Source organism: Burkholderia sp. AW33-5, assembly GCF_053427615.1.
Map to the genome: position 1 here is coordinate 106,794 of NZ_JBSAXA010000009.1, position 25,183 is coordinate 131,976.

The following is a 25,183-nucleotide window of genomic DNA, read 5'->3' on the forward strand; positions in this document are numbered from 1 at the left end:
CGCAAGCGACATGCCACGCCGCGAGCGGGGCGCGCGGCGACGCGCGCGCGGGCGCGCTGTGGAAAATCAGAACACCCGCCGCGCCGCCTGTGCCGTCGCGGTGTTCAGATTCGGCACACTCGTTATCCGTGCGCCGGCACCGCCCGCGGCGGGCGGCCGGACGCACCGCTCCTGTTCCGTTTTCGGCCGATTTGGCACGCATGTTGCGTAAACCGTGCAGCGCGATCCAACCGGCGCTGCATTCACACAAGCACGATGAACAGGAGACATGTATGAACCCGTTTGACCTGAAACAACTGGGCCTCGACGTCGAATATCCGTATCGTCAGCAGTACGACAACTACATCGGCGGCAAGTGGGTTGCGCCGGTGAAGGGCGAGTATTTCGAGAACGTGTCGCCGATCAACGGCAAGCCGTTCTGCCGCGTGCCGCGCTCCGGCGCCGACGACATCGAGGTCGCGCTCGATGCCGCGCACGCCGCGCGCCGCAAGTGGGGCAAGACGTCGGTCGCCGAGCGCGCGAACCTGCTGCTCGCCGCCGCCGACCGGATGGAAAAGAACCTGAAGCTGCTCGCGGTGGCCGAGACGATCGACAACGGCAAGCCGCTGCGCGAGACGATGGCGGCCGACCTGCCGCTCGCGATCGACCACTTCCGCTATTTCGCGGGCTGCATCCGCGCGCAGGAAGGCGGCATTTCCGAGATCGACGACAACACCGTCGCGTATCACTTCCACGAGCCGCTCGGCGTCGTCGGCCAGATCATCCCGTGGAACTTCCCGCTGCTGATGGCCGCATGGAAGCTCGCGCCGGCGCTCGCGGCCGGCTGCTGCGTCGTGATGAAGCCGGCCGAGCAGACGCCCGCGTCGGTGCTGGTGCTGATGGAGCTGATCGGCGACCTGTTCCCGGCCGGCACGATCAACATCGTCAACGGCTTCGGCAAGGAAGCGGGCGAGGCGCTCGCGACCAGCAAGCGCATCGCGAAGATCGCGTTCACCGGCTCGACGCCGGTCGGCAAGCACATCCTGCGCACCGCGGCCGAGAGCCTGATCCCGTCGACGGTCGAACTGGGCGGCAAGAGCCCGAACATCTTCTTCGCCGACGTGCTCGACCAGGACGACGCGTTCCTCGACAAGGCGCTCGAAGGGCTCGCGATGTTCGCGCTGAACCAGGGCGAGGTGTGCACGTGCCCGTCGCGGATCCTGATCCAGGAATCGATCTACGAACGCTTCATCGAGAAGGCCGTCGCGCGCGTCGAGCGCATCAAGGCCGGCCACCCGCTCGACCTGCAGACGATGATCGGCGCGCAGGCGTCGCAGCAGCAGCTCGACAAGATCCTGTCGTACATCGACATCGGCCGCGACGAAGGCGCGCAATGCCTGACGGGCGGCGAGCGCACGGCACCGGCCGCCGACCTCGGCACGGGCTACTACGTGAAGCCGACGATGCTGCTCGGCAACAACAAGATGCGCGTGTTCCAGGAAGAGATCTTCGGGCCGGTCGCGTCGGTGATGACGTTCAAGGACGAGCAGGAAGCGATCGAACTCGCGAACGACACGTTCTACGGGCTTGGCGCGGGAGTGTGGACGCGCAACGGCACGCGCGCGTACCGGATGGGCCGCGAGATCGAGGCCGGCCGCGTGTGGACCAACTGCTACCACCTGTACCCCGCGCATGCGGCGTTCGGCGGCTACAAGCAGTCGGGTATCGGCCGCGAGACGCACAAGATGGCGCTGTCGAACTATCAGCAGACGAAGTGCCTGCTGGTCAGCTACCAGGCCGAGGCGCTCGGGTTCTTCTGATCGCCGGCGCGGGGAGGCGAAGTGCGGGCCGGGCGGCGGCGCAATGCTGCCCGGTGCGGTGGCCGGTGCCGGACGGCGGCGTGTCGTCCGACGCCGGATCGCCGTGCAACGTTCGACGGTCCGGGCGATCGTCCGGCACTTCGCCGTTTTTCGCCTTTCGTCATTCGATACGCGCGTCGGCTGCGCGGCACCGGCCGTCGCGCGTTCGCGCCCGCATCGCGCATCCATCGATGGCCCCGACGGAAACCAGCATGGCAGAACCGCCCCGATCCTATCCGCGTCACCCGGTGTTCCACGCGGGCGAGCTCGACGCGCAGCACCGGTTCGGCGTCGCCGACGAAGCCGAGCGGATGAGCGACGTCGTCACGACGCGGCTGAGCATCGGCGTGCGCCAGTTCGTCGAATCGCAGCCGTTCATGTTCGTCGGCACGACGTGCGGCGGCCCGGCGCGCGTGACCTGCGACATCGTGCAGGGCATGCGCGACGCGAACGGCGACCTGTGGCCGGTCGTGCGCGTGATCGACACGAAGACGCTGCGCTTCGCGCTGCCGACGCACGGCGACGGCGACCGGATCGATCCGCGCGCGTGCGACGGCAGCGGCATCGGGCTGTTGTTCATCGATTTCGTGCGCGGCATCCGTTATCGGATCAACGGCCGCGCGACGTTGCGCGCCGATCTGCCGGCGGCGGATGCCGCGCCCTGGCCGGCCGGCAGCCCGATCGTCGAGCTGGCGGTCGCGCAGGCGTACGGCAATTGCGGCACGCGGGTCGTGCGGTTGCGGCCGGGCGCGTAGCGCGTCGCCGGGCTGCGCGCTGCGCGCATGCCGCACCCGCGCGGTGCGTGGCGTGCCGCCTCCGGGTGCGCCCTCATGGCGCGCGGCGGCCGCACGGCGTGCAATGACGGGCTTGTCGCCGGACCGCGCGGTTCGGCACGGGACTTGCGTGTTGGACGCAGTTCCGGGCGGGTGAGGAGAACACGATGGGTCAACGAGTGGAGTGCATGGCCGAGCCGACGGCCGAGGACACGCGGTGCAGCGCGCAGGGCGACGACGCGCTCGCCGGCCAGGCCGTGGTCAGCGTCGCGCACGACGCCGACGAGCAGGCGCGCAACCTGATCGGCTGGCGGCAGACTTACGACCAGCTCGCGGCCGGCCGTTTCGTCGGCACGCTGACCGAGCTGCCGCTCGACACGATGAAGCTGTTTCGCGAATCGACCAGCCACCTGCTGCGCCAGGCATGCGAGGTGCGCGGCGACGCGTACTGGTTCGGCATCCCGCTGGTCAGCGACGGCACCGCGCGCGTCGATGCGTGCCGCATCGGGCCCGGTGCGCTCGCGTTCCGGCCCGGCAACGTCGAATTCGAATTGCTGACGCCCGCGCAGTTCTCGATCTACGGCGTGGTCGTGCGCGGCGATGTGCTGCGCCGCTACGCGGAGGAAGTCGAACACCGCGCGCTCGACGAACGGCTGTTCACGCAGCGCGTGATCCAGGTCGGCGATACGCGGCTCGCGCGCCTGTGCGCGCTGCTCGGCCGCCGGCTCGACGGCGCGGCGGCCGTGGGCGGGCCGCTGCCCGACGCGCAGCGCGACGACCTGCAGGCCGAGGTGCTGGCCGCGCTGTTCGATGCGTGCGCGCAACCCGCGGACGACGGCGTCGGCGGCGCGCCGTCGACACGGCGCTGGATCGTCGAGCAGGCGCGCGAGTACGTGCTCGCGCACCGCACGCGCCCGGTCGGCGTGCCCGAGCTATGCGAGCAACTGCACGTGAGCCGGCGCACGCTGCAGTACTGCTTCCAGGACGTGCTCGGCATGGCGCCCGCGACCTACCTGCGCACGCTGCGGCTGAACGGCGCGCGGCGCGACCTGTGCGGGCGGGCGGCCGGCTCGGTGCAGGACGTCGCGGAGGCGTGGGGCTTCTGGCACCTGAGCCAGTTCGCGACCGACTATCGGCGGCTGTTCGGCAAGCGGCCGTCGGAGACGCTGCGCGAGCGCGCGGTGACGGTGGCGGCCGGATGAATTGGGCGGCGGCCCATGGCTGCCGCTGCACGCCCGATCCTTCGGGCGATTTTCGTTTTTCTATCCGGACGTAGCCGCCGCGTCGCGCGGCGCAGGCCACGGCACGGCATCCCAGTCGATCGCCCGGTATGCGGCTTCGACCGCCGCGAGATCGTCCGGTTGCTCGCTGCGATGCAGCCCGTGCAATTCGGCCGGCACGTCGAGCGCGACCGGCACGCAGCGCGGATAGTCGCGCACGCGCAGCGCCGGCCCGATCGTCGTGAAACAGCCGAGCGTCGGCACGTCGAAGCCGTCGGCGAGATGCAGCGCGGACGTATCGGGCGCGAACAGCACGCTCGCCCCCTTGACCCAGGCAATGAAGCGCGCGGTGTCGGCCGCGTCGCGGCTCACGTCGACGTAAGCGGGATGCGCGACCGGGCCGAAGCCGACCACCGGCAGCCCGTAACGCTGCGCGAGTCGCTCGACGAACGTCGCGTGCAGCGCCGGCGGCACGCTGCGCACCGCGGTGCTCGCGGTCGGGCAGAACAGCACGTATGGCCGCCGCCATTCGGCCGGCAGCGTGGGCAGCCGCAGCCGCGCGAGCCAGCGGTTGCGCTTCGCGGCGGGCGGCACCGTGGCCGGATCGGCGCCGAGCGCGTCCAGGAAGAAGTCGATCATCGGCTGCCGCGCGAACGCGGGCCAATACAGGTGGTTGCCGAGATCGACGCACGGCGCGTGCGCGGGCAGCGCATCGGCGGCGCACGGCAGCGCACGCGACGGCGCGACGACGTCGGCCGCGAGCGCATACAGCGCGTCGACGTAGCGCGGCGCGCGGGCCGGCCGGAACAGCGTGAAGCGCAGGCCGGGATACATCGCGCGCAGCGCGGCGAGCGCGGTCAGCCCGATCACCGAGTCGCCGAGCGTGACGCCCATTCCGTTGATCACGTGCACGTCCGTCATGCGGTCGTAGTCGAGCCGGAACGGCTGGCGCGCGGCGTGCAGCAGGCCGAGCGCCGGCGCGGCCGGCACGTGATCCTCCGCGGGGCCGCCGCCGTGCTCGAGGTCGTACGGCGCGACGAGCGTGCCGTCGGGCGCGAGCAGCGTGCCGGGGTGGGCGAGCGCGTCGTCGCGCGACAGCGCGAGGCCGGCCGCGGCGGTGCGCCGTTCCACGGTCATGCGCCGCGCGCGCGGCGGCCCTGTTCGCGGATCTGCTCGAGCGTCGCGGCCGGCGTGCTGGCGTCCTGCGGGATGCGGATCTCGATCAGCGCCGGCAGCCCGCAGGTCAGTGCGCGCTCCAGCGCGGGCGCGAAGTCGGCGGTGCGCTCGACCGTCTCGCCATGCGCGCCGAACGCGCGCGCATACGCGGCGAAATCGGGATTCGTGAGCCCGGTGCCGTGCACGCGCCCAGGATAGTTGCGCTCCTGATGCATGCGGATCGTGCCGAAATGCCCGTTGTTGACGACGATTGCGACGATGTTCAGCCCGTACTGCATCGCGGTCGCGAGTTCGTTGCCGGCCATCATGAAGCAGCCGTCGCCGGCGAGCGCGACGACGGCGCGTGACGGATACAGCGACTTGGCGGCGAGCGCGGCGGGCAGTCCGTAGCCCATCGCGCCGCTGGTCGGCGCGAGCTGCGAGCGGAAGTGCCGGTACGCGAAGTGGCGATGCAGCCAGATCGCGTAGTTGCCGGCGCCGTTGGTCAGGATCGCGTCGTGCGGCAGGCGCTCGCGCAGCTGCACCATCACGTCGCCGAGCTGGACGTCGCCGGGCATCGGCAGCGGCGCATGCCATTCGCGGTATGCACGGTGCGCGTCGGCGGCCGTGCCGGCCCACGCGGGGTGCGCCGACGGTTCGAGCGCGGCGAGCGGCGCCGCGATCTCCGGCATCCCCGACACGATCGGCAGATCGGCCGCATACACGCGGCCGAGCTCGTCCGCGCCCTGATGCACGTGGATCAGCGTCTGGTGCGTCTTCGGGATGTCGAGCAGCGTGTAGCCGCCGGTCGTCGCTTCGCCCAGGCGCGGGCCGAGCACCAGCAGCAGGTCGGCGTCGCGGATCCGCTTGCCGAGCGCGGGATTGATCCCGAGACCGACGTCGCCCGCGTAGTTCGGGTGCGCGTTGTCGAAGGTGTCCTGGAAGCGGAACGCGCATGCGACCGGCAGTTGCCAGCGCTCGACGAAGGTGCGCAGGTTCGCGCATGCGTCGGGCGTCCAGCCGCTGCCGCCGACGATCGCGAACGGCCGCTCGGCGCGCGCGAGCCGTTCGCGCAGCTCGTCGACCTGCGCGGCCGACGGCGATGCCGCGACGCGCTTCGCGGCCGGCACGACGGGCTGCGGCGCGCAGGCTTCGGACAGCACGTCCTCGGGCAGCGCGAGCACGACCGGACCGGGCCGGCCGGACGTCGCGACGTGAAAGGCGTGGCTCAGGTATTCGGGAATGCGGCGTGGGTCGTCGATCTGCGCGACCCATTTCGCCATCTGGCCGAACATCCGGCGGTAGTCGATTTCCTGGAAGGCTTCGCGGTCGAGGTGCTCGCGCGCGCACTGGCCGACGAACAGGATCATCGGCGTCGAGTCCTGGAACGCGGTGTGCACGCCGATCGACGCGTGGGTCGCGCCGGGCCCGCGCGTGACGAACGCGATGCCGGGATGGCCGGTCAGCTTGCCGACCGCCTCCGCCATGTTCGCAGCGGCCGCCTCGTGGCGGCAGACGACCGTCTGGATGCGCGCGGTGTCGTCCGCCAGCGCATCGAGTACGGCGAGGAAGCTCTCGCCCGGCACGCAGAACACGCGTTCGACGTGATTGGCGAGCAACGCATCGACGAGCAGTCGCGCGCCGGAGGTGGCGCGTGGCTCGAGATCCTTGGAATGCGACATAGGCTGCCGTCTCCCTGGGTAGCGGGAGCTACAGCTTACGCCTGTCGGCGGGGCGCCGGTGCGCCGGCCGGCGAAAAGTGTCGGAACGAGCGGGGCGGTGGCGCGCCCCGGCGCGTGCGCCCGCCCGCCGTCACCGCATCAGCATTCGACGATATTCACCGCCAGCCCGCCGCGCGACGTTTCCTTGTACTTCGTCTTCATGTCGGCGCCCGTTTCGCGCATCGTCTTGATCACCGAGTCGAGCGACACGTAATGCGAACCGTCGCCGCGCAGCGCCATGCGCGCCGCGTTGACGGCCTTCACCGATGCCATCGCGTTGCGCTCGATGCACGGGATCTGCACCATCCCGCCGACGGGGTCGCAGGTGAGGCCGAGGTTGTGCTCCATCCCGATCTCGGCCGCGTTCTCGACCTGCTGCGGCGTGCCGCCGAGCACGGCCGCGAGCGCGCCGGCCGCCATCGAGCAGGCGACACCCACTTCACCCTGGCAGCCGACTTCCGCACCGGAGATCGACGCGTTGAGCTTGTACAGAATGCCGATCGCGGCGGCCGTCAGCAGGAAGTCGATCACGCCCTGCTCGTTCGCGCCCGGCGTGAAGCGCGTGTAGTAGTGCAGCACGGCGGGGATGATGCCGGCCGCGCCGTTGGTCGGCGCGGTGACGACGCGGCCGCCGGCCGCGTTTTCCTCGTTGACCGCGATCGCGTACAGGTTGATCCAGTCGATCATCGACAGCGGATCCTGCAGCGCACGCTCCGGGCTGCCCGTCAGCGTGCGGTACAGCTGCGGCGCGCGGCGCTTGACCTGGAACGGGCCGGGCAGGTTGCCGTCGGCTTCCGGGTTGCCGATCCCGCAGCCGCGCGACACGCACGACTGCATCACGGCCCAGATCTTCAGCAGCCCGTCGCGCGTCTCTTCCTCGGTGTGCCACGCGCGCTCGTTTTCCCACATCAGCTGCGCGATCGACTTGCCGGTCGACTCGGCCAGCGCGAGCAGCTCGGCGCCGGTGCGGAACGGATGCGTCATCTGCTCGGCCGCGCTCAGCACCTTCGTGTTCGGCGCGCCGGCCGTCACGACGAAGCCGCCGCCGACCGACAGGTAAGTGCGCTCGACCAGCACCGCGCCGTTCGCGTCGGACGCGCGCAGCTTCATGCCGTTCGGGTGCTCGGGCAGCGCCTGGCGGTAGAACGCGATGTTCTCCTTCAGCACGAACGGCACCGGATGCGTGCCGAGCAGCGCGAGCTTCTTCGACTTGCGGACGTCCTCCAGACGCGCGTCGATCGTGTCGGGGTCGACGGTGTCGGGCGCGTCGCCGAGCAGGCCGAGCATCACGCCGCGATCGGTGCCGTGGCCCTTGCCGGTGGCGCCGAGCGAGCCGTACAGCTCGACCTTCACGTTGGCCGTCGCGTCGAGCAGCCCGTCGCGCTCGAGGCCCTGGACGAACATCAGCGCCGCGCGCATCGGTCCGACCGTATGCGAACTGGACGGGCCGATGCCGATCTTGAAGAGGTCAAACACGCTGACTGCCATTTGGATTCCTGCCTTGCTTTGAGAATAGTGCTAACGCGCCTGCAACGGCAGGCACGCGGCGAGCCATGCGGGCGGATTGGGGGAAAGCTGCCGCGCGACGCGGGCATAACGCCCGTCGAGCCGCGCGGCCAGATGAAAGAGTTCAGTGGCGTTTTTCGGGTCCCACTGCCCCGTGTAGCCCGGCAAGCCGGCTTCGCGGCGCTTCGCGTCGAACGGCACCGGCGAATTCACGAATTCCTCGTGCGTCTTTTCGCCGAGCGCGTACGGCACGAGCCAGTCGAGCGCGGCCGCGAGCGTCGCGCCGTTCGCGCCGCGCTCGCGCAGCCAGTTGCGGTTGAAGCGGCGCGCGGCCAGCGCGGCCGTCACCAGCGGCTGGAGGTCATACACCGCGTAGTGCAGCGCGTCGCGCTCCTCGAAATCCCAGGTCTTGCCGTCCGGGCCGATGTTGTCGGCGAGATGCTCGACGAACAGCCGCTGCGCGGCGTTCATCATCTTGCGGTCGCCGAGCGTGAACGCGGACAGCGCAATCAGCTTGATCCGGTGGCTTTGCCAGTTGTTGCGCCAGGTGCCGGCGAGCGGGCGCTTCTGCGCGTCGATCTGCGCGACGTAACCGGCGCCCAGCTTCGCGATGAACGCCGCCGTCGCGTTGCGCGTCTTGACCGGCAGCGCGCTCGCCGTCATGTCGTACGCGACGATCAGGCTGTCGAAGCGCGTCTCGTCGATCGGGTTGAAGCTCGGCTGGTAGGTCGACACCCACGCGGACAGGAAGCGGTCGACGAGCTGCAGGTAACGCGGCGCATTGGTCACGCGCCACGCGAGCGCGGCGTCGCGCATCAGCTCCATGTCCTTGAGCGCGTCGGCGCTCTGGTCGTAGATGCCTTCGTGCGGCAGCGTGCCTTCGGTGTGCACGCGCGGCAACGCCTTCGGCTGCTCGCCGATACGCGCGTCGACGCTGCGGATCAGCGCCTGCACGCCCGGCTCGGCCTGCGTCGTCTCGCTCGCCTGCAACGCGGGCGCCGCGCAGAAATTCATCGCCGCGCGCGCGCTGCCCGCCGTGCCGAGGCCGGCGGCGGCAAACGACAGCGACGCGACGAGCAGCGGCACGAAGCGGCGCGTGCGCGGCCGCTCCCGCGTTGCACCATGGCCCGGAAACATCGGACGCACCATGCGGAACTCCTTGATTGGCTGGATCGCGTGTGATGTTAGCCGGATTGGGGGGCGAGCGTGAATCGATCGGGCCGGCCGAGAGCGCAAAAACCGCACGCAACCGGCGGTTGCGTGCGGTGTCGTCACGGCCGGACTCCGGTGCGCGCGGGCGTTATGCGTATTCCGACATCGGCACGCACGAGCAGAACAGGTTGCGGTCGCCGTAGGCGTTGTCCGCACGGCCGACGGGCGGCCAGTACTTGTTCGTGCCGAGCGATGCGACCGGGTACGCGGCCTGCTCGCGCGAGTACGCGTGCGGCCATTCGTTCGCGGTGACGACGGCTGCCGTGTGCGGCGCGTGACGCAGCGGGTTGTCCTCGCGATCGGCGCGGCCTTCCTCGACCGCACGGATTTCCTCGCGGATCGCGATCATCGCGGCGATGAAGCGGTCGAGTTCTTCCTGCGATTCCGATTCGGTCGGCTCGACCATCAGCGTGCCCGGCACCGGGAAGCTCATCGTCGGCGCGTGGAAGCCGTAGTCCATCAGGCGCTTCGCGACGTCGTCGACGCTGATGCCGCTGGTTTCCTTGAGCGGACGCAGGTCGAGAATGCACTCGTGCGCGACCAGCCCGCCCGGGCCCGAATACAGCACCGGGTAGTGCGGCGCGAGGCGCTTCGCGATGTAGTTCGCGTTGAGGATCGCGGTTTCGGTGGCGGCGGTCAGGTTCTTCGCGCCCATCATCGCGATGTACATCCACGAGATCGGCAGGATCGACGCCGAGCCGTACGGTGCGGCCGACACCGCGCCGATGCCGTCTTCCGCGCGCGCGTAGCCGGTCGAACGCTGGTTCGGCAGGAACTTCGCGAGGTGCGCGCCGACCGCGACCGGGCCGACGCCCGGGCCGCCGCCGCCGTGCGGGATGCAGAAGGTCTTGTGCAGGTTCAGGTGCGACACGTCGCCGCCGAACTGGCCCGGCGCGGTCAGGCCGACCATCGCGTTCATGTTCGCGCCGTCGACGTACACCTGGCCGCCGTGCGCGTGCACGATCTCGCAGATTTCGCGGACGTTCTGCTCGAACACGCCGTGCGTCGACGGATACGTGATCATGATCGCCGCGAGGTCGTTCGCGTGCTGCTCGGCCTTCGCCTTCAGGTCGGCGATGTCGACGTTGCCCTGCGCGTCGCAGGCGACGACCACGACCTTCATGCCGGCCATGTGCGCGGACGCCGGGTTCGTGCCGTGCGCGGATGCCGGGATCAGGCACACGTCGCGATGCGCTTCGCCGCGCGACGCGTGATACGCGTGGATGATCAGCAGGCCCGCGTATTCGCCCTGCGAGCCGGCGTTCGGCTGCAGCGACACGGCCGCGTAGCCGGTGGCCGCGACGAGCATCTGCTCGAGCTGGTCGATCATCTCGCGGTAGCCGACGGTCTGCTCGGCCGGCGCGAACGGGTGGATCCGGCCGAATTCGGGCCACGTGACCGGCAGCATTTCCGACGTCGCGTTCAGCTTCATCGTGCACGAGCCGAGCGGGATCATCGAGCGGTCGAGCGCGAGATCCTTGTCCGACAGGCTGCGCAGGTAGCGCAGCATTTCGGTTTCGGAATGGTGGCGGTTGAATACGTGGTGCGTCAGGTAGGCGCTCGTGCGTTCGAGGCCGGCCGGCAGCGCGGCGACGCCGGCGAGGCCCGCGTCCAGCGCGTCGACGCCCGGCGCGGTGCCGCCCGCGGCCTGCGCGAACACGGCGAGGAGATCGGCGAGGTCGTCGCGGGTCGTCGTTTCGTCGACCGACACGCCGACTTGCGTGTCGCTCACGCGGCGCAGGTTGATGCGCTTGGCCTTCGCGAATTCATGGACCTGCGCGGTGCGCGCGCCGGTGTCGATCGTCAGCGTGTCGAAGAACGTGTCGTTGACGGTCGCGAAGCCGAGCTGCTTCACGCCGGCGGCGAACAGCGCCGCGATGCGGTTCACGCGCAGCGCGATCGTCTTCAGGCCGTGCGGGCCGTGGTAGACCGCGTACATGCTCGCCATGATCGCGAGCAGCGCCTGCGCGGTACACACGTTCGACGTCGCCTTCTCGCGGCGGATGTGCTGTTCGCGGGTCTGCAGCGCGAGACGCAGCGCGGGCTTGCCCTGCGCGTCGACGGTCACGCCGACGAGGCGGCCCGGCATCTGGCGCTTGAATTCGTCACGCACGGCCATGTAGGCGGCGTGTGGGCCGCCGAAGCCCATCGGCACGCCGAAGCGCTGCGTGTTGCCGACCGCGACGTCCGCGCCCCATTCGCCGGGCGGCGTCAGCACGGTCAGCGCGAGCAGGTCGGCCGCGACGACGACATGACCGCCCGCCGCATGGATCGCTTCGGTGAGCGCGCGGTAGTCGCGCACGTCGCCGTTCACGCCCGGGTACTGGAGCAGCACGCCGAACGCGTTGGCCTGCGCGGCGTCGGCCGCCGGGCCCGTCTTGACCTCGATGCCGATCGGCAGCGCGCGCGTGCGGATTACTTCGAGGGTTTGCGGCAGCACGTCGTCGGCGACGTAGAACACGTTCGACGCCGGCTTGCCGGTGCGCTGCAGCAGCGTCATCGCTTCGGCCGCGGCCGTTGCTTCATCGAGCAGCGACGCGTTCGAGATCGCGAGGCCCGTGAGGTCGGCGACCATCTGCTGGAAGTTCAGGAGCGCCTCGAGGCGACCCTGGGAAATTTCGGGCTGGTACGGCGTGTAGGCCGTGTACCACGCCGGGTTTTCGAGCACGTTGCGCAGGATCACGGCCGGCGTGTGCGTGTCGTGGTAACCCTGACCGATATACGAGCGGAACACCTGGTTCTTGTCCGCGAGGGCGCGCAGCGCGGCGAGGGCTTCGGCCTCGCTCTTCGGTTGCGCGAACGGGCCGAGCGGCAGCGTTTCGGCGCGGCGGATCGAGGCCGGGATCACGGCGTCGATCAGGGCGGCGCGCGACGCGAAGCCGAGCGTGTCGAGCATGGCCTGCTGGCTGGCGGCATCGGGGCCGATGTGGCGTTCTGCGAACGCGTCGTGCGTTTCGAGCGCGGCGAGCGAGAGGGGCGTGCGGTTCATCAGGCGGTCCGGGTGTTCGAGCTTCATGGCGTGACTCTGGTCCCGCGCGGGCCGGCTGGCCGGCCGCGCGCGGTTCGGGTAGGGAAAATTAGTCGATCAGCTTGCTGTAGGCGTCGGCGTCGATCAGCTTGTCGGTCGAGGCGCCGGCCGCGAGCTTGATCTTGAAGAGCCACGTGCCGTATGCGTCGCCGTTCACTTCTTCCGGCGAGTCGGCGGCTTCTTCGTTGATGGCGACGACCTCGCCGGACACCGGCGAGTAGATGTCGGATGCCGCCTTCACCGATTCGACGACGCCGACGGCGTCGCCCGCGTTCACCGACTTGCCGACTTGCGGCAGTTCGAGGAAGACGATGTCGCCGAGCGTGCTCTGCGCGTGATCGGTGATGCCGACCGTCAGCGTGCCGTCGGCTTCGGTGCGGATCCACTCGTGTTCGTCGGTGTACTTCAGATCGGCCGGGACGTTGCTCATCGGATGCTCCTGGATAAAAGGGTGTGTTCGTTATGCTGGCGCGCCGCCGGGACGCGCCGGGGTGTGGTTGCGCCGGGCGCCATTTCCCGGCTTCCCGGGAGGCGGCCTCCCGGTCGCCTCTCGGTCGTTACGCAGCGAGGACCTTGCCGTTGCGCACGAACGGCAGTTTTACCACGCGCGCGGGAAGTTGCTTGTCTCGAATCTGCACATGAATGATGTCGCCGACCTGGACGGCCGCCGGCACGCGCGCGAACGCGATCGATTCCTGCATCGACGGCGAGAACGTGCCGCTCGTGATCTCGCCTTCGCCGTGCGGCGTGACGACCTTCTGGTGCGCGCGCAGCACGCCGCCCGCCTTGCCGTTTTCCTTCTGCAGGATCAGGCCGACGAACGCGGCGCGCGAGCCGTCGCGCTCGAGTGCGGCGCGGCCGACGAACTCGCGCGGCGCCGACAGGTCGACCGTCCACGCGAGGCCTGCGTCGAGCGGGGACACGGTGTCGTCCATATCCTGGCCGTACAGGTTCATGCCGGCCTCGAGGCGCAGCGTGTCGCGCGCGCCGAGCCCGCAGGGGCGCACGCCGTTTTGCTGCAGCGCGGCCCACAGCGCTTCGACGTGCACGGCCGGGACGATCACTTCGAAGCCGTCTTCGCCGGTGTAGCCGGTGCGCGCGATGGTGAGATCGCCGAACGGCGTGCCGGCGACCTGCGCGGCGTTGAACGGCTTCAGTTCGCTGGTCGCGGCACGCGCGGCGGGCACCGTCGTCCAGACCTTTTCACGGGCGTTCGGGCCCTGAACGGCGACGATCGCGAAATCGCGGCGCGGCGCGATGGTCAGGCCGTAGCCGCCTTGTTCGTTGAGCTGGTTGAACCACGCGATGTCCTTCTCGGCCGTGCCGGCGTTGACGACGACGCGGAAGAAGTCTTCGGTGAAGTAATAGACGATCAGGTCGTCGACGACGCCGCCCTGCGGATTGAGCAGGCACGAGTAGAGCGCCTTGCCGGGGGTCTTGAGCTTGCCGACGTTGTTGGCGATCGCGTGTTCGAAGAACGCGCGCACGCGGCTGCCGGTGAAATCGACGACGCACATGTGCGACACGTCGAACATGCCGGCGTCGGTGCGCACGGCTTCGTGTTCTTCGATCTGCGAGCCGTAGTTGACGGGCATGTCCCAGCCGCCGAAGTCGACCATGCGGGCATTGAGCGCGCGGTGCGCGGCGTTGAGCGGGGTTTGATTCAGTGCAGTCATCGAGGCCTCAGGCAAGGCGCTTGCGCGCGGGTCAGAACGGCCATGTGCCGACCGTCGCGGCCGTGTGCCTGCGAGCGATGCGATACATGCCCCTCTGTCCTCGATACCTGAGAGATTGCGCCGCGGCCACGAGCCGGCGAACGCGCGCCCCTTCGGTGGGCAGCCTGCCCGCGCTGCAATCGCGCAGCGGGCTACTGCCGCTCTCCAGAGTGCGGGGAGTGCGGCCCGCGCGAAGCGCGGACGGGATCCCCGACGCGGTCGGTCCTTTTGCCTGAGAGTTTGCGGGTGTGCCCCTTCGGCGGCGCGACCGGCGTTGCGAAGCTACGCGGCCACACGCTCTCCCGACGCGTGCGGGCGACTGTACGCGAGCGGGTCGGCATTGTCAATTTGGGCAAAATAATGTCGCTTCGCGACAAGCGGCGGCGTGAGGGACGCCGCCGCTTTTGCCGGCACCGGCGGACGCCGGCATGGCCGGTTTTACTCGCCGATCGCGCGCGCGGCCGTGTCGAGTTCCTGGTTCAGCACGCGCTGCTCGTCGCCGGACAGGCCGCCGTTGTGCTGGGTCGACATGTCGCTCGCTTCCTGGCGGATCACGTCGAGCCGGTGGTGCAACTGCGCGCCGTACGGCGGCGGGTAGTAGCCGCCGTTGACGCGCGCGTCGATCCGGCGGTGCAGGTTGTCGATCCGGCCCTGGACCTCCAGCAGGCGATCGTTCGCGACGACCTGCGGATTCGGCCGCGGCGGGGGCGGGGGCGTCTGTCGGGCCGGCCGCTGCGGCTGCACGACACAGGCCGCGAGCGAGGAAACCAGGACGCAGCATGCCGCTGCGCGAATCAACCGTTGCATCACATTCTCCTGACGGTTTGGTGTCGGATCGACTTTTTGAGAAACGCATCAGACCGGGCGACCGCTGACTTTCGTTCCCGCACCATTTGTAACGGAATGTTCGGGATCGTGTTGTCGCGGCGGCTGACGCGTGGTCGCTGCCGCTGCCGGGGGCGGCGCGGCCCGACGCGATGGCCGAGGCCGGGACGGCACCGACCCGACCGGCGGCCGTCAGACGGTGCGGCGCACGAACGGTACCCGGCGGCCTTCATGCTCGCTTTGCGCGGCGAGCTCGATGATCGTCATCACGTCGACGGCGTCCTGCGGCGTGACCGGGAACGGCGCGCCGTCGTGGACCGACGCGGCGAGCGCGCGGTAGAACTCCGCGTACTGGCCGTCGAGCGTCGGTACCGGCCGCTCGACCTCGACTTCGCCGTCGAGCACGCGAAGCACGCCGGGCGGGTTGCCGCCGCCGAACTCGACGTGGTCCGGCGTCAGGCCGGCCTTCAACTGGTCTTCCTGCGTGTCGAGCCCGAACTTCTGGTAGCTGCCGCGCGTGCCGTGCAGCGTGAAGCGCGCGGGCTCGATCGCCGACAGCGCGCTCGCGTGCAGCGCGACGTCCTTGTCCGGATAGCCGAGCAGCAGGTGCACGAAATCGGGCGCCGTGCCGTTGTCGCGGCGCGTCTTGACCGTGGCGCTGACCGTTTCCGGCAGCCCGAACAGCGCGAGCGCCTGGTCGATCAGGTGCGGGCCGAGGTCGAGCAGCAGGCCGCCGCCGCGTGCGGGCTCCTCGCGCCAGCGCGTGCGCGGGGTCGGCCGGAAGCGGTCGAAGTGCGACGCGAAATACGTGAGCCGCCCGAGTTCGCGGGATTCGACGATGCGCCGCACGGTGAGGAAGTCGCCGTCCCAGCGGCGGTTGTGGAACGGCGCGAACAGGCGGCTGCGCGCGTTCGCGAGCCGCGCGAGCGCGAGCGCTTCGTCGGCCGTGAGCGTGACGGGCTTGTCGACGACGACGTGGCGGCCGGCTTCGAGCACCTGGCGGGCGAGCGTGAAGTGCGTGTCGTTCGGCGTGGCGATCACCACGCAGTCGATGTCGTCGAGGCCGAGCAGCGTGTCGAGATCGGGGACGATGCGTGCGCCCGGGTATGCGGCGCGCGCGCGATCGGGCTGGCCCGTCGCGATCGCGGCGACCTCGGTGCGGCCGCTCGTGGCGATCACGGGCGCGTGGAACGTCGCGCCGGCGAAACCGAAACCCATCAAACCAATCCTGAGCAATGACGACATGGCAATCCTTGGCTGCGTACGAGGGGGCAAAGCGCTGCGGCCACCGGCCGCGCGGACGGCTATTGTGGCACGGCGGCACGCGCGCGAGCGGGCGTTGGCCGAACGGACAGGGAGCCGGTGCGCATGCGCATGAATGACCTCGGCCGAATGGCGGGATCGCGCCCGCCGGCGCGCGAATCCGACACAATGGGGCCGTTCCGGCGCGTCCCGCGTCGCCTGCTTGCCCCGTTACCGGATCGAAACCATGGGATATCCGCTTGCCACCGCCGCCCTGGGCCCGTTGCTGCTGATGCAGGGGCGGCGCGTGCGCCGCGTCACGCCGCGGCTCGCCGAGGCGGCCGGTCCGCGCGACGGCACGGCCGGCGACGGGCCGCCGCTGCGCGTGCTGGTGCTGGGTGATTCGGCCGCCGCGGGCGTCGGCGTCGCGTCGCAGCGCGACGCGCTGTCGGGGCAGCTCGCCCGCGCGCTTGCGGCATCGCACCGCGTAAGCTGGAAATTGCTGGCGCGCACGGGGCTGACCGCCGAGGAACTCGTCGACTGGCTTGCCGCCGAGCCGGCGCAGCCGTTCGATGTGGCGGTGACGTCGCTCGGCGTGAACGACGTGACGGGCGGCGTGTCGCCGGCGCGCTGGCGCGCCGCGCAGGCGGCGCTCGTCGAGCTGCTCGCCGCGCGATTCGGGGTCGCGCACGTGATCCTGTCGGCGGTGCCGCCGATCGAGCGCTTTCCGGCGCTGCCGCAGCCCCTCGCGTGGTATCTCGGCCTGCGCGCGAAGCGGCTCAACGCGACGCTCGCCGAGTGGGCCGCGACGCAGCCGCGTTGCACGTTCCTGCGTGTCGCGCTGCCGCTCGAGCCGCACCTGATGGCGGCGGACGGCTTTCATCCCGGCGCGGCAGCGTGCGCCGCGTGGGCCGCCCAGGCCGCCGACGCGCTCAGGCAGCGCCTGCGCGCGTGACGGCGCGCCGGGGTCGAACCGTCAGCGGGTGCGGTTCATCCGGATCACGCCGTCGGCGCCCGTCTCGAAGCTGACCTGCCGCGCGAACGACGGATGCTGCGCGACGAGCTCGTCGCCCATCGCGAACCACGTGTAGCCGAGCGTCTTCAGATAGTCGAGCAGCGCGGCGCGCTTTTCGGAGAACCATTCGAGGTTCCAGGCCTCGAGCAGCAGCGGCGGAAAGCCGTGCCGTTCGAGGAAGGCCGTGCCGCCTTTCAGCACGTCGAGTTCGAGGCCTTCGACGTCGATCTTGATCAGCGACGGCGACTTCGGGAAGTTCAGCGTGTCGAGCCGGGCGATCGGCACGTCGCTCGGCTGCTGGCTCGCGACGGTCTCGACCGAGTTGCGGCGCAGGTTGAACTGCTCGTCGAGGGAGAAGCCGCCGATGTTGATCGAACGCGAATAGTCGATCGCGGGCAGCGGGATGATGCCGTCCTGGTTGCCGATCGCGACGTTGAACGCGTGCACGTTCTCGAGCCGGTTCAGGAACACGTTGCCGCACAGCTGGTAGTAGACGATGCGCTGCGGCTCGAACGCGTAGACCATGCCGCCCTGCGCGGCGATGCTCTTGGCGATCGGCACCGCATAGGCGCCGAGGTTCGCGCCGATGTCGAGGACCAGCGGCGCCTCCTCGTTCGCGTAGAACATCTGGCTGATGGTCAGCAGCGATGCGTCCCAGGAGCCGTTGTAATAGAGGTTCGCCGAAATCGCGTCCCGGGTCGCGAACAGCAGGTAATCGGCGTTGTCGGTCTTGACGAGGTTGACTCTGGGTAGCATGGCGCGGGGTGTCAGGGTTGTCGGGCGAAGAGGGCGGCGTGCACGCATGGCGCGGCGATGCGCCGATGCTCGCCGCCGCCGTGTATCAGGCCAGGTAGTTCGACCACTTCTGGTGTTCGCGGTAGTACTGCTCCTCCGCGTCCGTCAGGCCGGTCTCCTTGTACCAGGGCACGTGCTTGCAGGTGTAGCGGCCCGCGAACCGGACGCCGCACAGATGCGAGTCGCGGCGGAAGTAGCGCTTGTTGTAGACGGCGAACGTCGTATCGATCGGCGCGTTGTAGATCGGGTCGCCGCCCGCCGTGCTGCCGATCTGGTGGCGCCAGAAGTTCGCTTCCCATTCGAGCGTCGTGTATTGGCGGTCGCCGCAGAAGAGTGTCGTTTCCTTCATCAGCTCCGGTTGCGAGATGTCGAGCGCGAAGCCGGCCTTGCCGGTCTGGAACGCTTCGGTCGCGTCGATCAGTTCGAACAGGAATTCGGGCGGCAGCGCGTCGTTCAGTTCGAGGTCCGGATCGGTGACGCAGAAGAGGTCCGGCAGGCGCGCGTAGTTCGCGTCCGACAGGAACAGGTCGCGCGGGCCCGCGTTGCGATCCAGGCGCACGACGGTCACGTCGTCCTGCACGCTTTCCAGGAACGCGAGCATGTCCGGCGCGCTCGACGCGTTGTCGACGATCACGATGTTGCGCAGGCCGCGCGCCTTCAGCTGGGCCACCATCCGGCGCGTATAGGTCGGATTGTTGAAGGTCGGGATCAGCACCGGCACCGTGGCGACCAGGCCGCCCGCGAAATGCCGGAACTGACGGCTGCCCGGCAGCGTCGTGCAGAGCGTCGCGTTCGGCACCAGCGGCAGCGCGACGGGCTGCGGCGCCGGCGCGGATTGCATCACGTGCGCCTCGAGGTCGGCGAGGTCCTGCCGGGTGTCGGCGTCGTCGGGCATCAGCGCGGCGGCCTTGCGCATCGGCGCGAGCGCTTCCGCGTGGCGCTCCTGCTGAACCAGCGTGACGGCCAGCGCCCGCCAGCCGAGCCCGACGTCGGGCATCCATTCGGTCAGCTGGGTCGCGATGCCTTCGGCCTGCGCGAATTGCCGCTTGTCGAGCAGCGCGGCGAGCGTGTTCATGAATTCGGAGAGCACGGCCGCCAGCTCGTCGGCGGAGGCCGACGGCGCATCGGCCGCCGCGAGTTCGAGCGACAGTGCGTCGATGCCGTGCGTGCGGGCCTGCGCGACCAGCGCGCGCGCCGCATCCATCTGGTTGTCGCGCGTCAGCGCGTCGATGCACGCGATCCAGTAGCGCCGCTGCGACGGCTCGGTTGCCACCGCGGCCCGGAAGTGCCGCAGCGCGGCGTCGCGCCGGTCGAGCTGTTCGAGCACCGTCGCGAGGCGGAGGTGCGAATCGGCGTGTTCGGGATGCGCTTGCAGGATCTGGCGGTAGGCCTGCTCCGCGTCCTGAAGCGAGCCGGCGGCGTGAAGCGCGGCGGCGCGGGCCAGCTCGGCCTCGGAGACGGGAGCGGCAATGACGGTGTCATTCATGGCGGCGGAAGTCGATGACGGCGAATGAAGGGGCGGCGGCGCGTACTCGCCGACGTTTCGCGTATGTTGCCGCCGGGGGCCGCGCGACGATGGATCAAACAGAGGGGAGATTTGCTGCCTGTTCGGATGTTCGGCGTGCGTCCGCCGACGCGGGCAGCGCACGGAAAGCGCGTGGGGAAAGGATGCGGGAAAAGGGTGCCGGAAAAGGACGCGGGAAAAGGGTGCCGGAAAAGGGGCGCGAAGCCCGCCGGTGTTGCGCGTCGCTACCCGGCGGCATCGTCAGCCGCCGGCCACCGCCGACGTGTTAACATGCGCGTCCTGCCCCGCGTGTCCGCCTGCAATCCAGGCCTGCCGCGCGCGGCATCCTCCCGGCGTTTCGCCGTCAACCGCAACATCATCCGTCATCATGTCCGCAGGCCTCAACCCCGCTCAGAACGAAGCGGTGCGCTACCTCGACGGTCCCTGCCTCGTGCTCGCCGGCGCGGGCAGCGGCAAGACCCGCGTGATCACGCAGAAGATCGCGCACCTGATCGAAGCGAAAGGTTTCGAGCCGCGCCACATCGCGGCCGTCACGTTCACGAACAAGGCCGCGGCCGAAATGCGCGAGCGCGTGTCGAAGCTGCTGGAGGGCAAGACGCTCACCACGCCCGGCAAGGAAGGCCGCAAGGTGCCCGTCAACCAGCTCACCGTGTGCACGTTCCACTCGCTCGGCGTGCAGATCCTGCGCCAGGAGGCCGAGCACGTCGGCCTGAAGCCGCAGTTCTCGATCATGGATTCGGACGACTGCTTCGGGATGATCCAGGAGCAGATCGGCACCACCGACAAGGGCCTGATCCGCAAGATCCAGAGCACGATCTCGCTGTGGAAGAACGGCCTGATCATGCCCGACGAGGCGATGACGATCGCGGCCAACGAGGACGAGCACCAGGCTGCGCTGGTCTACCGCAACTACGTCGCGACGCTGCACGCTTACCAGGCGGTCGACTTCGACGACCTGATCCGCCTGCCGGCCGAGCTGTTCGCGAAGAACGAGCAGGTGCGCGACCGCTGGCAGAACAAGCTGCGCTACCTGCTGATCGACGAATACCAGGACACCAACGCGTGCCAGTACGAGCTGCTGAAGCTGCTCGCCGGCCCGCGCGCCGCGTTCACGGCGGTGGGCGACGACGACCAGGCGATCTACGGCTGGCGTGGCGCGACGCTCGAGAACCTCGCGCAGCTCGGCAAGGATTTCCCGAAGCTGCACGTGATCAAGCTCGAGCAGAACTACCGGTCGACGGTGCGGATCCTGACCGCCGCGAACAACGTGATCGCGAACAACCCGAAGCTGTTCGAGAAGAAGCTGTGGTCCGAGCACGGGATGGGCGACTCGATCACCGTCACGCCGTGCAACGACGAGGAACACGAAGCCGAATCGGTCGTGTTCCGGCTGTCCGCGCACAAGTTCGAGCGGCGCACGCAGTTCCGCGACTACGCGATCCTGTATCGCGGCAACTTCCAGGCGCGGATCTTCGAGCAGGTGCTGCGGCGCGAGCGGATTCCGTACGTGCTGTCGGGCGGCCAGTCGTTCTTCGACAAGGCCGAGATCAAGGACCTGTGCGCATACCTGCGCCTGATCGCGAACGCCGACGACGATCCCGCGTTCATCCGCGCGGTCACGACGCCGCGCCGCGGAATCGGCAACACGACGCTGGAAGCGCTCGGCTCGTTCGCGGGGCAGGCGAAGGTGTCGCTGTTCGAGGCCGTGTACATGGGCGGGATCGAGGCGCGGCTGTCCGCGCGCCAGGTCGAGCCGCTGCGGATGTTCTGCGACTTCATCCAGCGCCTGACCGACCGCGCGGACAAGGAGCCCGCGACCGTCGTGCTCGACGACATGATGGAGGCCATCCACTACGAGGCCTACCTGTACGACGCGTTCGACGAGCGGCAGGCGCAGTCGAAGTGGCAGAACGTGCTCGAATTCCTCGAATGGCTGAAGCGCAAGGGCACCAAGCCCGAGACGGAGGCCGTCGACGGCGAGGCCGACGGCTTCCACAACGCCGACGGGCTCGCCGATACCGGCAAGAACCTGCTCGGCCTGATCCAGACCGTCGCGCTGATGTCGATGCTCGAAGGCAAGGACGAGGATCCGGACGCGGTGCGCCTGTCGACCGTCCATGCGTCGAAGGGGCTCGAGTATCCGCACGTGTTCCTGGTCGGCGTCGAGGAAGGCATCATGCCGCACCGCGGCGGCAGCGAGGACGACGGCCCGATCGACAACGAGCGGATCGAGGAGGAGCGCCGGCTGATGTACGTCGCGATCACGCGCGCGCAGCGCAGCCTGCACCTGAACTGGTGCAAGAAGCGCAAGCGGGCGCGCGAGACGGTCGTGTGCGAACCGTCGCGCTTCATCCCCGAGATGGGCCTCGACGAAGCGCCGCCGCCGACGCCGGAGGAAGCGCCGATGACGCCGAAGGACCGGCTCGCGAGCCTGAAGGCGCTGTTGCAGAAGTGACGTGCGAGGAGCGGCCGGCCCGGCCGCCCCGGCAAAAGAAAACCCCCGCGATGCGCGTGCGCCGCGGGGGTTTTTTCTGGCCGGCAGGCGTTACTTCGATGCGTTGACCATGTAGTCGACGGCCGCCTTCACGTCTGCGTCGGACGCGCTCGACCCGCCCTTCGGCGGCATCGCGCCCTTGCCGTGCAGCGCGTAGTTGTAGACGGTATCCATCGAGTCCTTCAGGCGCGGCGCCCAGTCCTCCTTGCTGCCGAACTTCGGCGCGCCGAGCACGCCGGCCGCGTGACACGCCTGGCAGACCTGCGTATACAGCGCCTTGCCGGCCGATGCGGCGTCGGCGCTGGCCGGCGCGGCCGCGGGCTTTTCGCCGGCCTTCGGAATCGCGGCGATCGCGGCCATTGCAGCGGCGGCTTGCGCGTTCGACGCGTCGGCGCCCGACGCGCCTGCCGCACCCGCCGCGCCGCTCGCCGCCGGCGCCGCATTGGCGGCCGGGGCAGCCGGCTCGGGGAAGTTCGCGCCGTCGTTGTTCGCCATGTAGACGATCGCGCGCGCGATTTCATAGTCGCTGACGTCGTCGGGATTCGTGCCGCCACGCGGCGGCATCGCGCCCTTGCCCGACAGCGCCGTCTTGAGCAGCGTGTCGAAGCCTTGCGAGATGCGCGGGGCCCAGTCGTCCTTGTTGCCGAACTTCGGCGCGCCGGCGGCGCCCGTGCCGTGACACGTCACGCACACGGCCTTGTAGACTTCCTCGCCGGTCTTGTACGTGCGGGGCGCGTTGGCGTCCTTCACGTCGACCTTCGCGAGCGGCGCGATCCGCGCGGCGACCTGTTCGTCCGATAGCGCGTCCGTGCCTGCGCCCGAGCGGAACGCGTGGTTGGCATAGGTGGCAAACAGGACGATCAGGGCGATCGGAATCGCGAATGATGCGATGACGACGGCAATCAGCTGCCCGGGGGTTTTGACGGGAGATTCGTGGGGTGCTTCGCTCATGCTTGCCTCGTCTCCGTGAATAGGAATTGTGAGCGCGGTGCAACGGCAAAATGGCAGTCCAATGAAGCACGGACGATTATAGACGGAACGTTTACATCACGGCGAGCGGCGCGAAGGCGCGTGTTTACCCGCACGAATGGGGGCCTGACGGGGATTCTGCAGGCAAGGTGGACGCTTCATGGGAAACCGGGTATCCTTGCCGTCTTGCCAATGGTGGGCGGCCGGTTTATTGGGGTCGTTTCACTGTCACACGCGCCCGTAGCTCAATGGATAGAGTACTGCCCTCCGAAGGCAGGGGTTGCTGGTTCGATCCCAGCCGGGCGCGCCAAAAATAGGCCGTAAAATCAAGGGCTTTTGCGATACATTGCGGCGCCGTTGAAATCTTTTCGATTATTTGCAGCAATTCTGCTGCAGTGACCTCTCCGGCGCACCTATACCCTGTTCCCTAAACTAGATAAGGAACAGGCGATGGCTTCCATCACCCACCGCGGCCCCCACCAGTATCAGGCCCAGATTCGCAAGAAGGGCTAAGTCCTTGATTTTGCTGGGTCGAACCAGCAACCATACGCTTGGGCGACGCCCTCCGAAGGCAGGGGTTGCTGGTTCGATCCCAGCCGGGCGCGCCAAGCCTAGTAAGGCTCTCAGCAGTTTTATTCCTCGAATTGATCTTCCGCCATGCTCCGCTAGGGCAGCATGAGGGCAAAACCTGCGCGCGTGTGCGATGCCGGTCCATTTGCCGATCACCGAACATTAGCTCGACGATACAGTCGTCAAGCGGTAGCACGAGTGAAAAGCCCCGCGCGGGACGGGGCTTGGTTTAGTGGGTTGACAGCCTCTATATCCGAGATGTCGGCGAGTAAGGTGCATCATTCAGACACACAGCGCTCTGGCGCGAAAGCAAAAAGCCCGCTTGCTTTCGCATAGCGGGCTTCGATGTTGGTTGCGGGGATAGGATTTGAACCTATGACCTTCGGGTTATGAGCCCGACGAGCTGCCAGACTGCTCCACCCCGCGGCACGGATTGTAATCACAATGCGGCGCTGCGTCAAAATGTGTCGGTACCTGTTACTCATCCTCCTGCTTGTCGCGGTTACTAACAAGAGACGCGGAGGAGCAGATGGCGAGAATCGGCTGGCCGCGTTTTTCGCCCGCTTGGCCTGCTCGTCCTTCTTACCGGCTTCACCTGTCTTCGCGTAGAGGAAGGGCAATAGCGGTAGCAGCGCGAACTTCGACCGCCGTAGCCTCAACACGGTCAAGCGCCACGTCCTGAAGCAGCGTCAACACGTCACAATCTCCCAACGAAAGGGGAACAGCTTTCGTGCGCTTGCCAAATGGCCTGATCAGGCTTCCAGCGAATTTCCCCGTTCGTCGTGTTCCGTCGCGCAGCTGGATTGCAGCGTGCGCCAGCCTTTCCCGCTGATCTGCGACGAACCAAAAAAGAAGCCCGCCGAACGGAGTTCAGCGGGCTGTTGTCGCGCGCGGCGCATTCGATGCTCCCCGGTGCAACCAATCCAGACGACGCGCGAGCCGCGAAAGCCGCGCGCCGCGATCCGCGGGTTACTCGAACGACTTCAGGTTGTTCAACGGAACCAGACGCCACTGTTGGGCCGGCGAGCCGTTGATCGGATATAGCCAGAGCGGATTCCCGTTGCTGACGACACGGCCCTTGTCGTCGAGGCACAGGCTTTCGTCTGCCTGCGGCACGATGTATCCGGGATGAGAGAAGAAGTCCCACTGGATCGCGGCGGGGGGCGGCTTGAGCCGCAGCAGGGCTTCCGGCGCGATTCGGTCCGCGCCGATCGCAAGCACGCCGCCGCTTCCGTTCAACGAGATGATGCCCGTATCGAAGTTGACATCCCAGAATGCATAGCGAGGCGGCAGCCCGTTCTTGCTTCGCAGTACGACTCCGCTGTCCTGCGACTGATCGGTCACGCCAATCACATAAGTCGGGTCTTGAGCATATTCAATAATATAGACGCCCATTTTTACTCTCCTGATCGATCTTTGAAAATTCACCCCGTCGATGCGGTATTCGCCGGGCTTTAATCGGCTCGGCAAGCGAATATTAGGCGGAGGATTGAAAAATGCTACCTGTCACATATCGCAGGATTTGTGATTGTAAATAATCGATGTGACTCTTGATTTTAATTGGTGACTGTTTTTAAATC

The 25,183-nt window shown here is 68.6% G+C and carries 18 protein-coding genes, 2 tRNA genes and 2 riboswitches; of the genes, 6 read left to right on the forward strand and 14 right to left on the reverse strand.

The genetic code is table 11. The annotated features are described in order from the left end of the window. The first annotated feature begins 272 nt into the window (after nt 1-272). The 3 genes from exaC (at nt 273) to ACV22V_RS16755 (ending at nt 3,813) form a co-directional block, all read left to right on the forward strand. Nucleotides 273-1,799 (forward strand): acetaldehyde dehydrogenase ExaC, encoded by a 1,527-nt coding sequence (gene exaC / locus ACV22V_RS16745; RefSeq protein WP_059531136.1) that lies wholly within the window; start codon nt 273-275, stop codon nt 1,797-1,799. Between the two features lie 251 nt (nt 1,800-2,050). Beyond that, nucleotides 2,051-2,593 carry a hypothetical protein gene (locus ACV22V_RS16750; RefSeq protein WP_448014730.1) on the forward strand — a complete coding sequence of 181 codons (543 nt, stop codon included), beginning with the start codon at nt 2,051-2,053 and terminating at the stop codon, nt 2,591-2,593. A gap of 185 nt (nt 2,594-2,778) precedes the next feature. After that, nucleotides 2,779-3,813, forward strand: a complete 1,035-nt coding sequence (locus tag ACV22V_RS16755) for a helix-turn-helix domain-containing protein (RefSeq protein WP_059531131.1) — start codon at nt 2,779-2,781, stop codon at nt 3,811-3,813. 60 nt (nt 3,814-3,873) lie between these two features. Here ACV22V_RS16755 and ACV22V_RS16760 read toward each other — a convergent pair whose 3' ends face one another. From ACV22V_RS16760 to ACV22V_RS16800, 9 genes are all read right to left on the reverse strand, one after another. Then, entirely contained in the window at nt 3,874-4,968 is a 1,095-nt protein-coding gene (locus ACV22V_RS16760) for a glycosyltransferase family 9 protein (protein ID WP_448014731.1), read from the reverse strand. Next, on the reverse strand, nt 4,965-6,668 hold the full coding sequence (locus ACV22V_RS16765) for a thiamine pyrophosphate-binding protein (protein ID WP_448014732.1): 1,704 nt from the start codon (nt 6,666-6,668) through the stop codon (nt 4,965-4,967). The genes ACV22V_RS16760 and ACV22V_RS16765 overlap by 4 nt, the downstream gene beginning before the upstream one ends. 138 nt (nt 6,669-6,806) lie before the next feature. After that, nucleotides 6,807-8,195 carry an L-serine ammonia-lyase gene (locus ACV22V_RS16770; RefSeq protein WP_059531123.1) on the reverse strand — a complete coding sequence of 463 codons (1,389 nt, stop codon included), beginning with the start codon at nt 8,193-8,195 and terminating at the stop codon, nt 6,807-6,809. A gap of 30 nt (nt 8,196-8,225) precedes the next feature. Continuing rightward, complete coding sequence (locus tag ACV22V_RS16775) at nt 8,226-9,362, reverse strand: alginate lyase family protein (RefSeq protein ID WP_448014733.1); 1,137 nt, start codon at nt 9,360-9,362, stop codon at nt 8,226-8,228. A gap of 151 nt (nt 9,363-9,513) precedes the next feature. Further along, entirely contained in the window at nt 9,514-12,441 is a 2,928-nt protein-coding gene (gene gcvP / locus ACV22V_RS16780; protein ID WP_448014734.1) for an aminomethyl-transferring glycine dehydrogenase, read from the reverse strand. Nucleotides 12,442-12,502: 61 nt separating this feature from the next. Next, nucleotides 12,503-12,883 carry a glycine cleavage system protein GcvH gene (gene gcvH, locus ACV22V_RS16785; protein ID WP_059452603.1) on the reverse strand — a complete coding sequence of 127 codons (381 nt, stop codon included), beginning with the start codon at nt 12,881-12,883 and terminating at the stop codon, nt 12,503-12,505. Nucleotides 12,884-13,010: 127 nt separating this feature from the next. Beyond that, on the reverse strand, nt 13,011-14,129 hold the full coding sequence (gcvT, locus tag ACV22V_RS16790; RefSeq protein WP_059531115.1) for a glycine cleavage system aminomethyltransferase GcvT: 1,119 nt from the start codon (nt 14,127-14,129) through the stop codon (nt 13,011-13,013). An 84-nt stretch (nt 14,130-14,213) separates the two neighbouring features. Beyond that, nucleotides 14,214-14,347, reverse strand: a riboswitch (glycine riboswitch). A gap of 31 nt (nt 14,348-14,378) precedes the next feature. Next, a riboswitch (glycine riboswitch) is annotated at nt 14,379-14,483 on the reverse strand. Between the two features lie 123 nt (nt 14,484-14,606). Then, nucleotides 14,607-14,975 carry a hypothetical protein gene (locus ACV22V_RS16795; protein WP_448014735.1) on the reverse strand — a complete coding sequence of 123 codons (369 nt, stop codon included), beginning with the start codon at nt 14,973-14,975 and terminating at the stop codon, nt 14,607-14,609. A gap of 210 nt (nt 14,976-15,185) precedes the next feature. After that, entirely contained in the window at nt 15,186-16,238 is a 1,053-nt protein-coding gene (locus ACV22V_RS16800; RefSeq protein WP_448014736.1) for an oxidoreductase, read from the reverse strand. 244 nt (nt 16,239-16,482) lie between these two features. Here ACV22V_RS16800 and ACV22V_RS16805 point away from each other — a divergent pair, with 244 nt between their 5' ends. Further along, nucleotides 16,483-17,190, forward strand: a complete 708-nt coding sequence (locus ACV22V_RS16805; RefSeq protein ID WP_059816469.1) for an SGNH/GDSL hydrolase family protein — start codon at nt 16,483-16,485, stop codon at nt 17,188-17,190. A 21-nt stretch (nt 17,191-17,211) separates the two neighbouring features. Here ACV22V_RS16805 and ACV22V_RS16810 read toward each other — a convergent pair whose 3' ends face one another. Together ACV22V_RS16810 and ACV22V_RS16815 are read right to left on the reverse strand one after the other, a co-directional pair. Beyond that, the gene (locus ACV22V_RS16810; protein ID WP_059531107.1) at nt 17,212-18,006 is read right to left on the reverse strand and encodes an FkbM family methyltransferase; all 795 of its coding nucleotides are present in this window, start codon (nt 18,004-18,006) and stop codon (nt 17,212-17,214) included. Nucleotides 18,007-18,091: 85 nt separating this feature from the next. After that, the gene (locus ACV22V_RS16815; protein ID WP_059691523.1) at nt 18,092-19,531 is read right to left on the reverse strand and encodes a glycosyltransferase family 2 protein; all 1,440 of its coding nucleotides are present in this window, start codon (nt 19,529-19,531) and stop codon (nt 18,092-18,094) included. Between the two features lie 406 nt (nt 19,532-19,937). Between ACV22V_RS16815 and ACV22V_RS16820 the strand changes: the two genes are divergently transcribed. Beyond that, the gene (locus tag ACV22V_RS16820) at nt 19,938-22,025 is read left to right on the forward strand and encodes a UvrD-helicase domain-containing protein (RefSeq protein WP_059531101.1); all 2,088 of its coding nucleotides are present in this window, start codon (nt 19,938-19,940) and stop codon (nt 22,023-22,025) included. A 90-nt stretch (nt 22,026-22,115) separates the two neighbouring features. On the opposite strand, the gene ACV22V_RS16825 is transcribed toward ACV22V_RS16820, so the two are convergent. Next, a complete protein-coding gene (locus tag ACV22V_RS16825; protein WP_059531098.1) occupies nt 22,116-23,015 on the reverse strand; it encodes a c-type cytochrome in 900 nt (299 codons plus the stop codon). A 252-nt stretch (nt 23,016-23,267) separates the two neighbouring features. Between ACV22V_RS16825 and ACV22V_RS16830 the strand changes: the two genes are divergently transcribed. Then, nucleotides 23,268-23,343: transfer RNA gene (locus tag ACV22V_RS16830), tRNA-Arg, on the forward strand. A 609-nt stretch (nt 23,344-23,952) separates the two neighbouring features. Here ACV22V_RS16830 and ACV22V_RS16835 read toward each other — a convergent pair. After that, a tRNA-Met gene (locus tag ACV22V_RS16835) sits at nt 23,953-24,029 on the reverse strand. A gap of 543 nt (nt 24,030-24,572) precedes the next feature. Further along, a complete protein-coding gene (locus tag ACV22V_RS16840) occupies nt 24,573-24,998 on the reverse strand; it encodes an RICIN domain-containing protein (protein ID WP_448014739.1) in 426 nt (141 codons plus the stop codon). Nucleotides 24,999-25,183: the final 185 nt, after the last annotated feature.

Excerpts from the sequence above, each read along its gene's own strand:
- ACV22V_RS16760 (WP_448014731.1), bottom strand. The coding sequence starts at position 4,968 with ATGACCGTGGAACGGCGCACCGCCGCGGCCGGCCTCGCGCTGTCGCGC.
- ACV22V_RS16770 (WP_059531123.1), bottom strand. The coding sequence starts at position 8,195 with ATGGCAGTCAGCGTGTTTGACCTCTTCAAGATCGGCATCGGCCCGTCC.
- gcvT (WP_059531115.1), bottom strand. The coding sequence starts at position 14,129 with ATGACTGCACTGAATCAAACCCCGCTCAACGCCGCGCACCGCGCGCTC.
- ACV22V_RS16810 (WP_059531107.1), bottom strand. The coding sequence starts at position 18,006 with ATGCTACCCAGAGTCAACCTCGTCAAGACCGACAACGCCGATTACCTG.
- ACV22V_RS16820 (WP_059531101.1), top strand. The coding sequence starts at position 19,938 with ATGTCCGCAGGCCTCAACCCCGCTCAGAACGAAGCGGTGCGCTACCTC.
- gcvH (WP_059452603.1), bottom strand. The coding sequence starts at position 12,883 with ATGAGCAACGTCCCGGCCGATCTGAAGTACACCGACGAACACGAGTGG.
- ACV22V_RS16795 (WP_448014735.1), bottom strand. The coding sequence starts at position 14,975 with ATGCAACGGTTGATTCGCGCAGCGGCATGCTGCGTCCTGGTTTCCTCG.
- ACV22V_RS16825 (WP_059531098.1), bottom strand. The coding sequence starts at position 23,015 with ATGAGCGAAGCACCCCACGAATCTCCCGTCAAAACCCCCGGGCAGCTG.
- ACV22V_RS16805 (WP_059816469.1), top strand. The coding sequence starts at position 16,483 with ATGGGATATCCGCTTGCCACCGCCGCCCTGGGCCCGTTGCTGCTGATG.
- exaC (WP_059531136.1), top strand. The coding sequence starts at position 273 with ATGAACCCGTTTGACCTGAAACAACTGGGCCTCGACGTCGAATATCCG.
- ACV22V_RS16750 (WP_448014730.1), top strand. The coding sequence starts at position 2,051 with ATGGCAGAACCGCCCCGATCCTATCCGCGTCACCCGGTGTTCCACGCG.
- ACV22V_RS16840 (WP_448014739.1), bottom strand. The coding sequence starts at position 24,998 with ATGGGCGTCTATATTATTGAATATGCTCAAGACCCGACTTATGTGATT.
- ACV22V_RS16815 (WP_059691523.1), bottom strand. The coding sequence starts at position 19,531 with ATGAATGACACCGTCATTGCCGCTCCCGTCTCCGAGGCCGAGCTGGCC.
- ACV22V_RS16755 (WP_059531131.1), top strand. The coding sequence starts at position 2,779 with ATGGGTCAACGAGTGGAGTGCATGGCCGAGCCGACGGCCGAGGACACG.
- ACV22V_RS16765 (WP_448014732.1), bottom strand. The coding sequence starts at position 6,668 with ATGTCGCATTCCAAGGATCTCGAGCCACGCGCCACCTCCGGCGCGCGA.
- ACV22V_RS16800 (WP_448014736.1), bottom strand. The coding sequence starts at position 16,238 with ATGTCGTCATTGCTCAGGATTGGTTTGATGGGTTTCGGTTTCGCCGGC.
- ACV22V_RS16775 (WP_448014733.1), bottom strand. The coding sequence starts at position 9,362 with ATGGTGCGTCCGATGTTTCCGGGCCATGGTGCAACGCGGGAGCGGCCG.
- gcvP (WP_448014734.1), bottom strand. The coding sequence starts at position 12,441 with ATGAAGCTCGAACACCCGGACCGCCTGATGAACCGCACGCCCCTCTCG.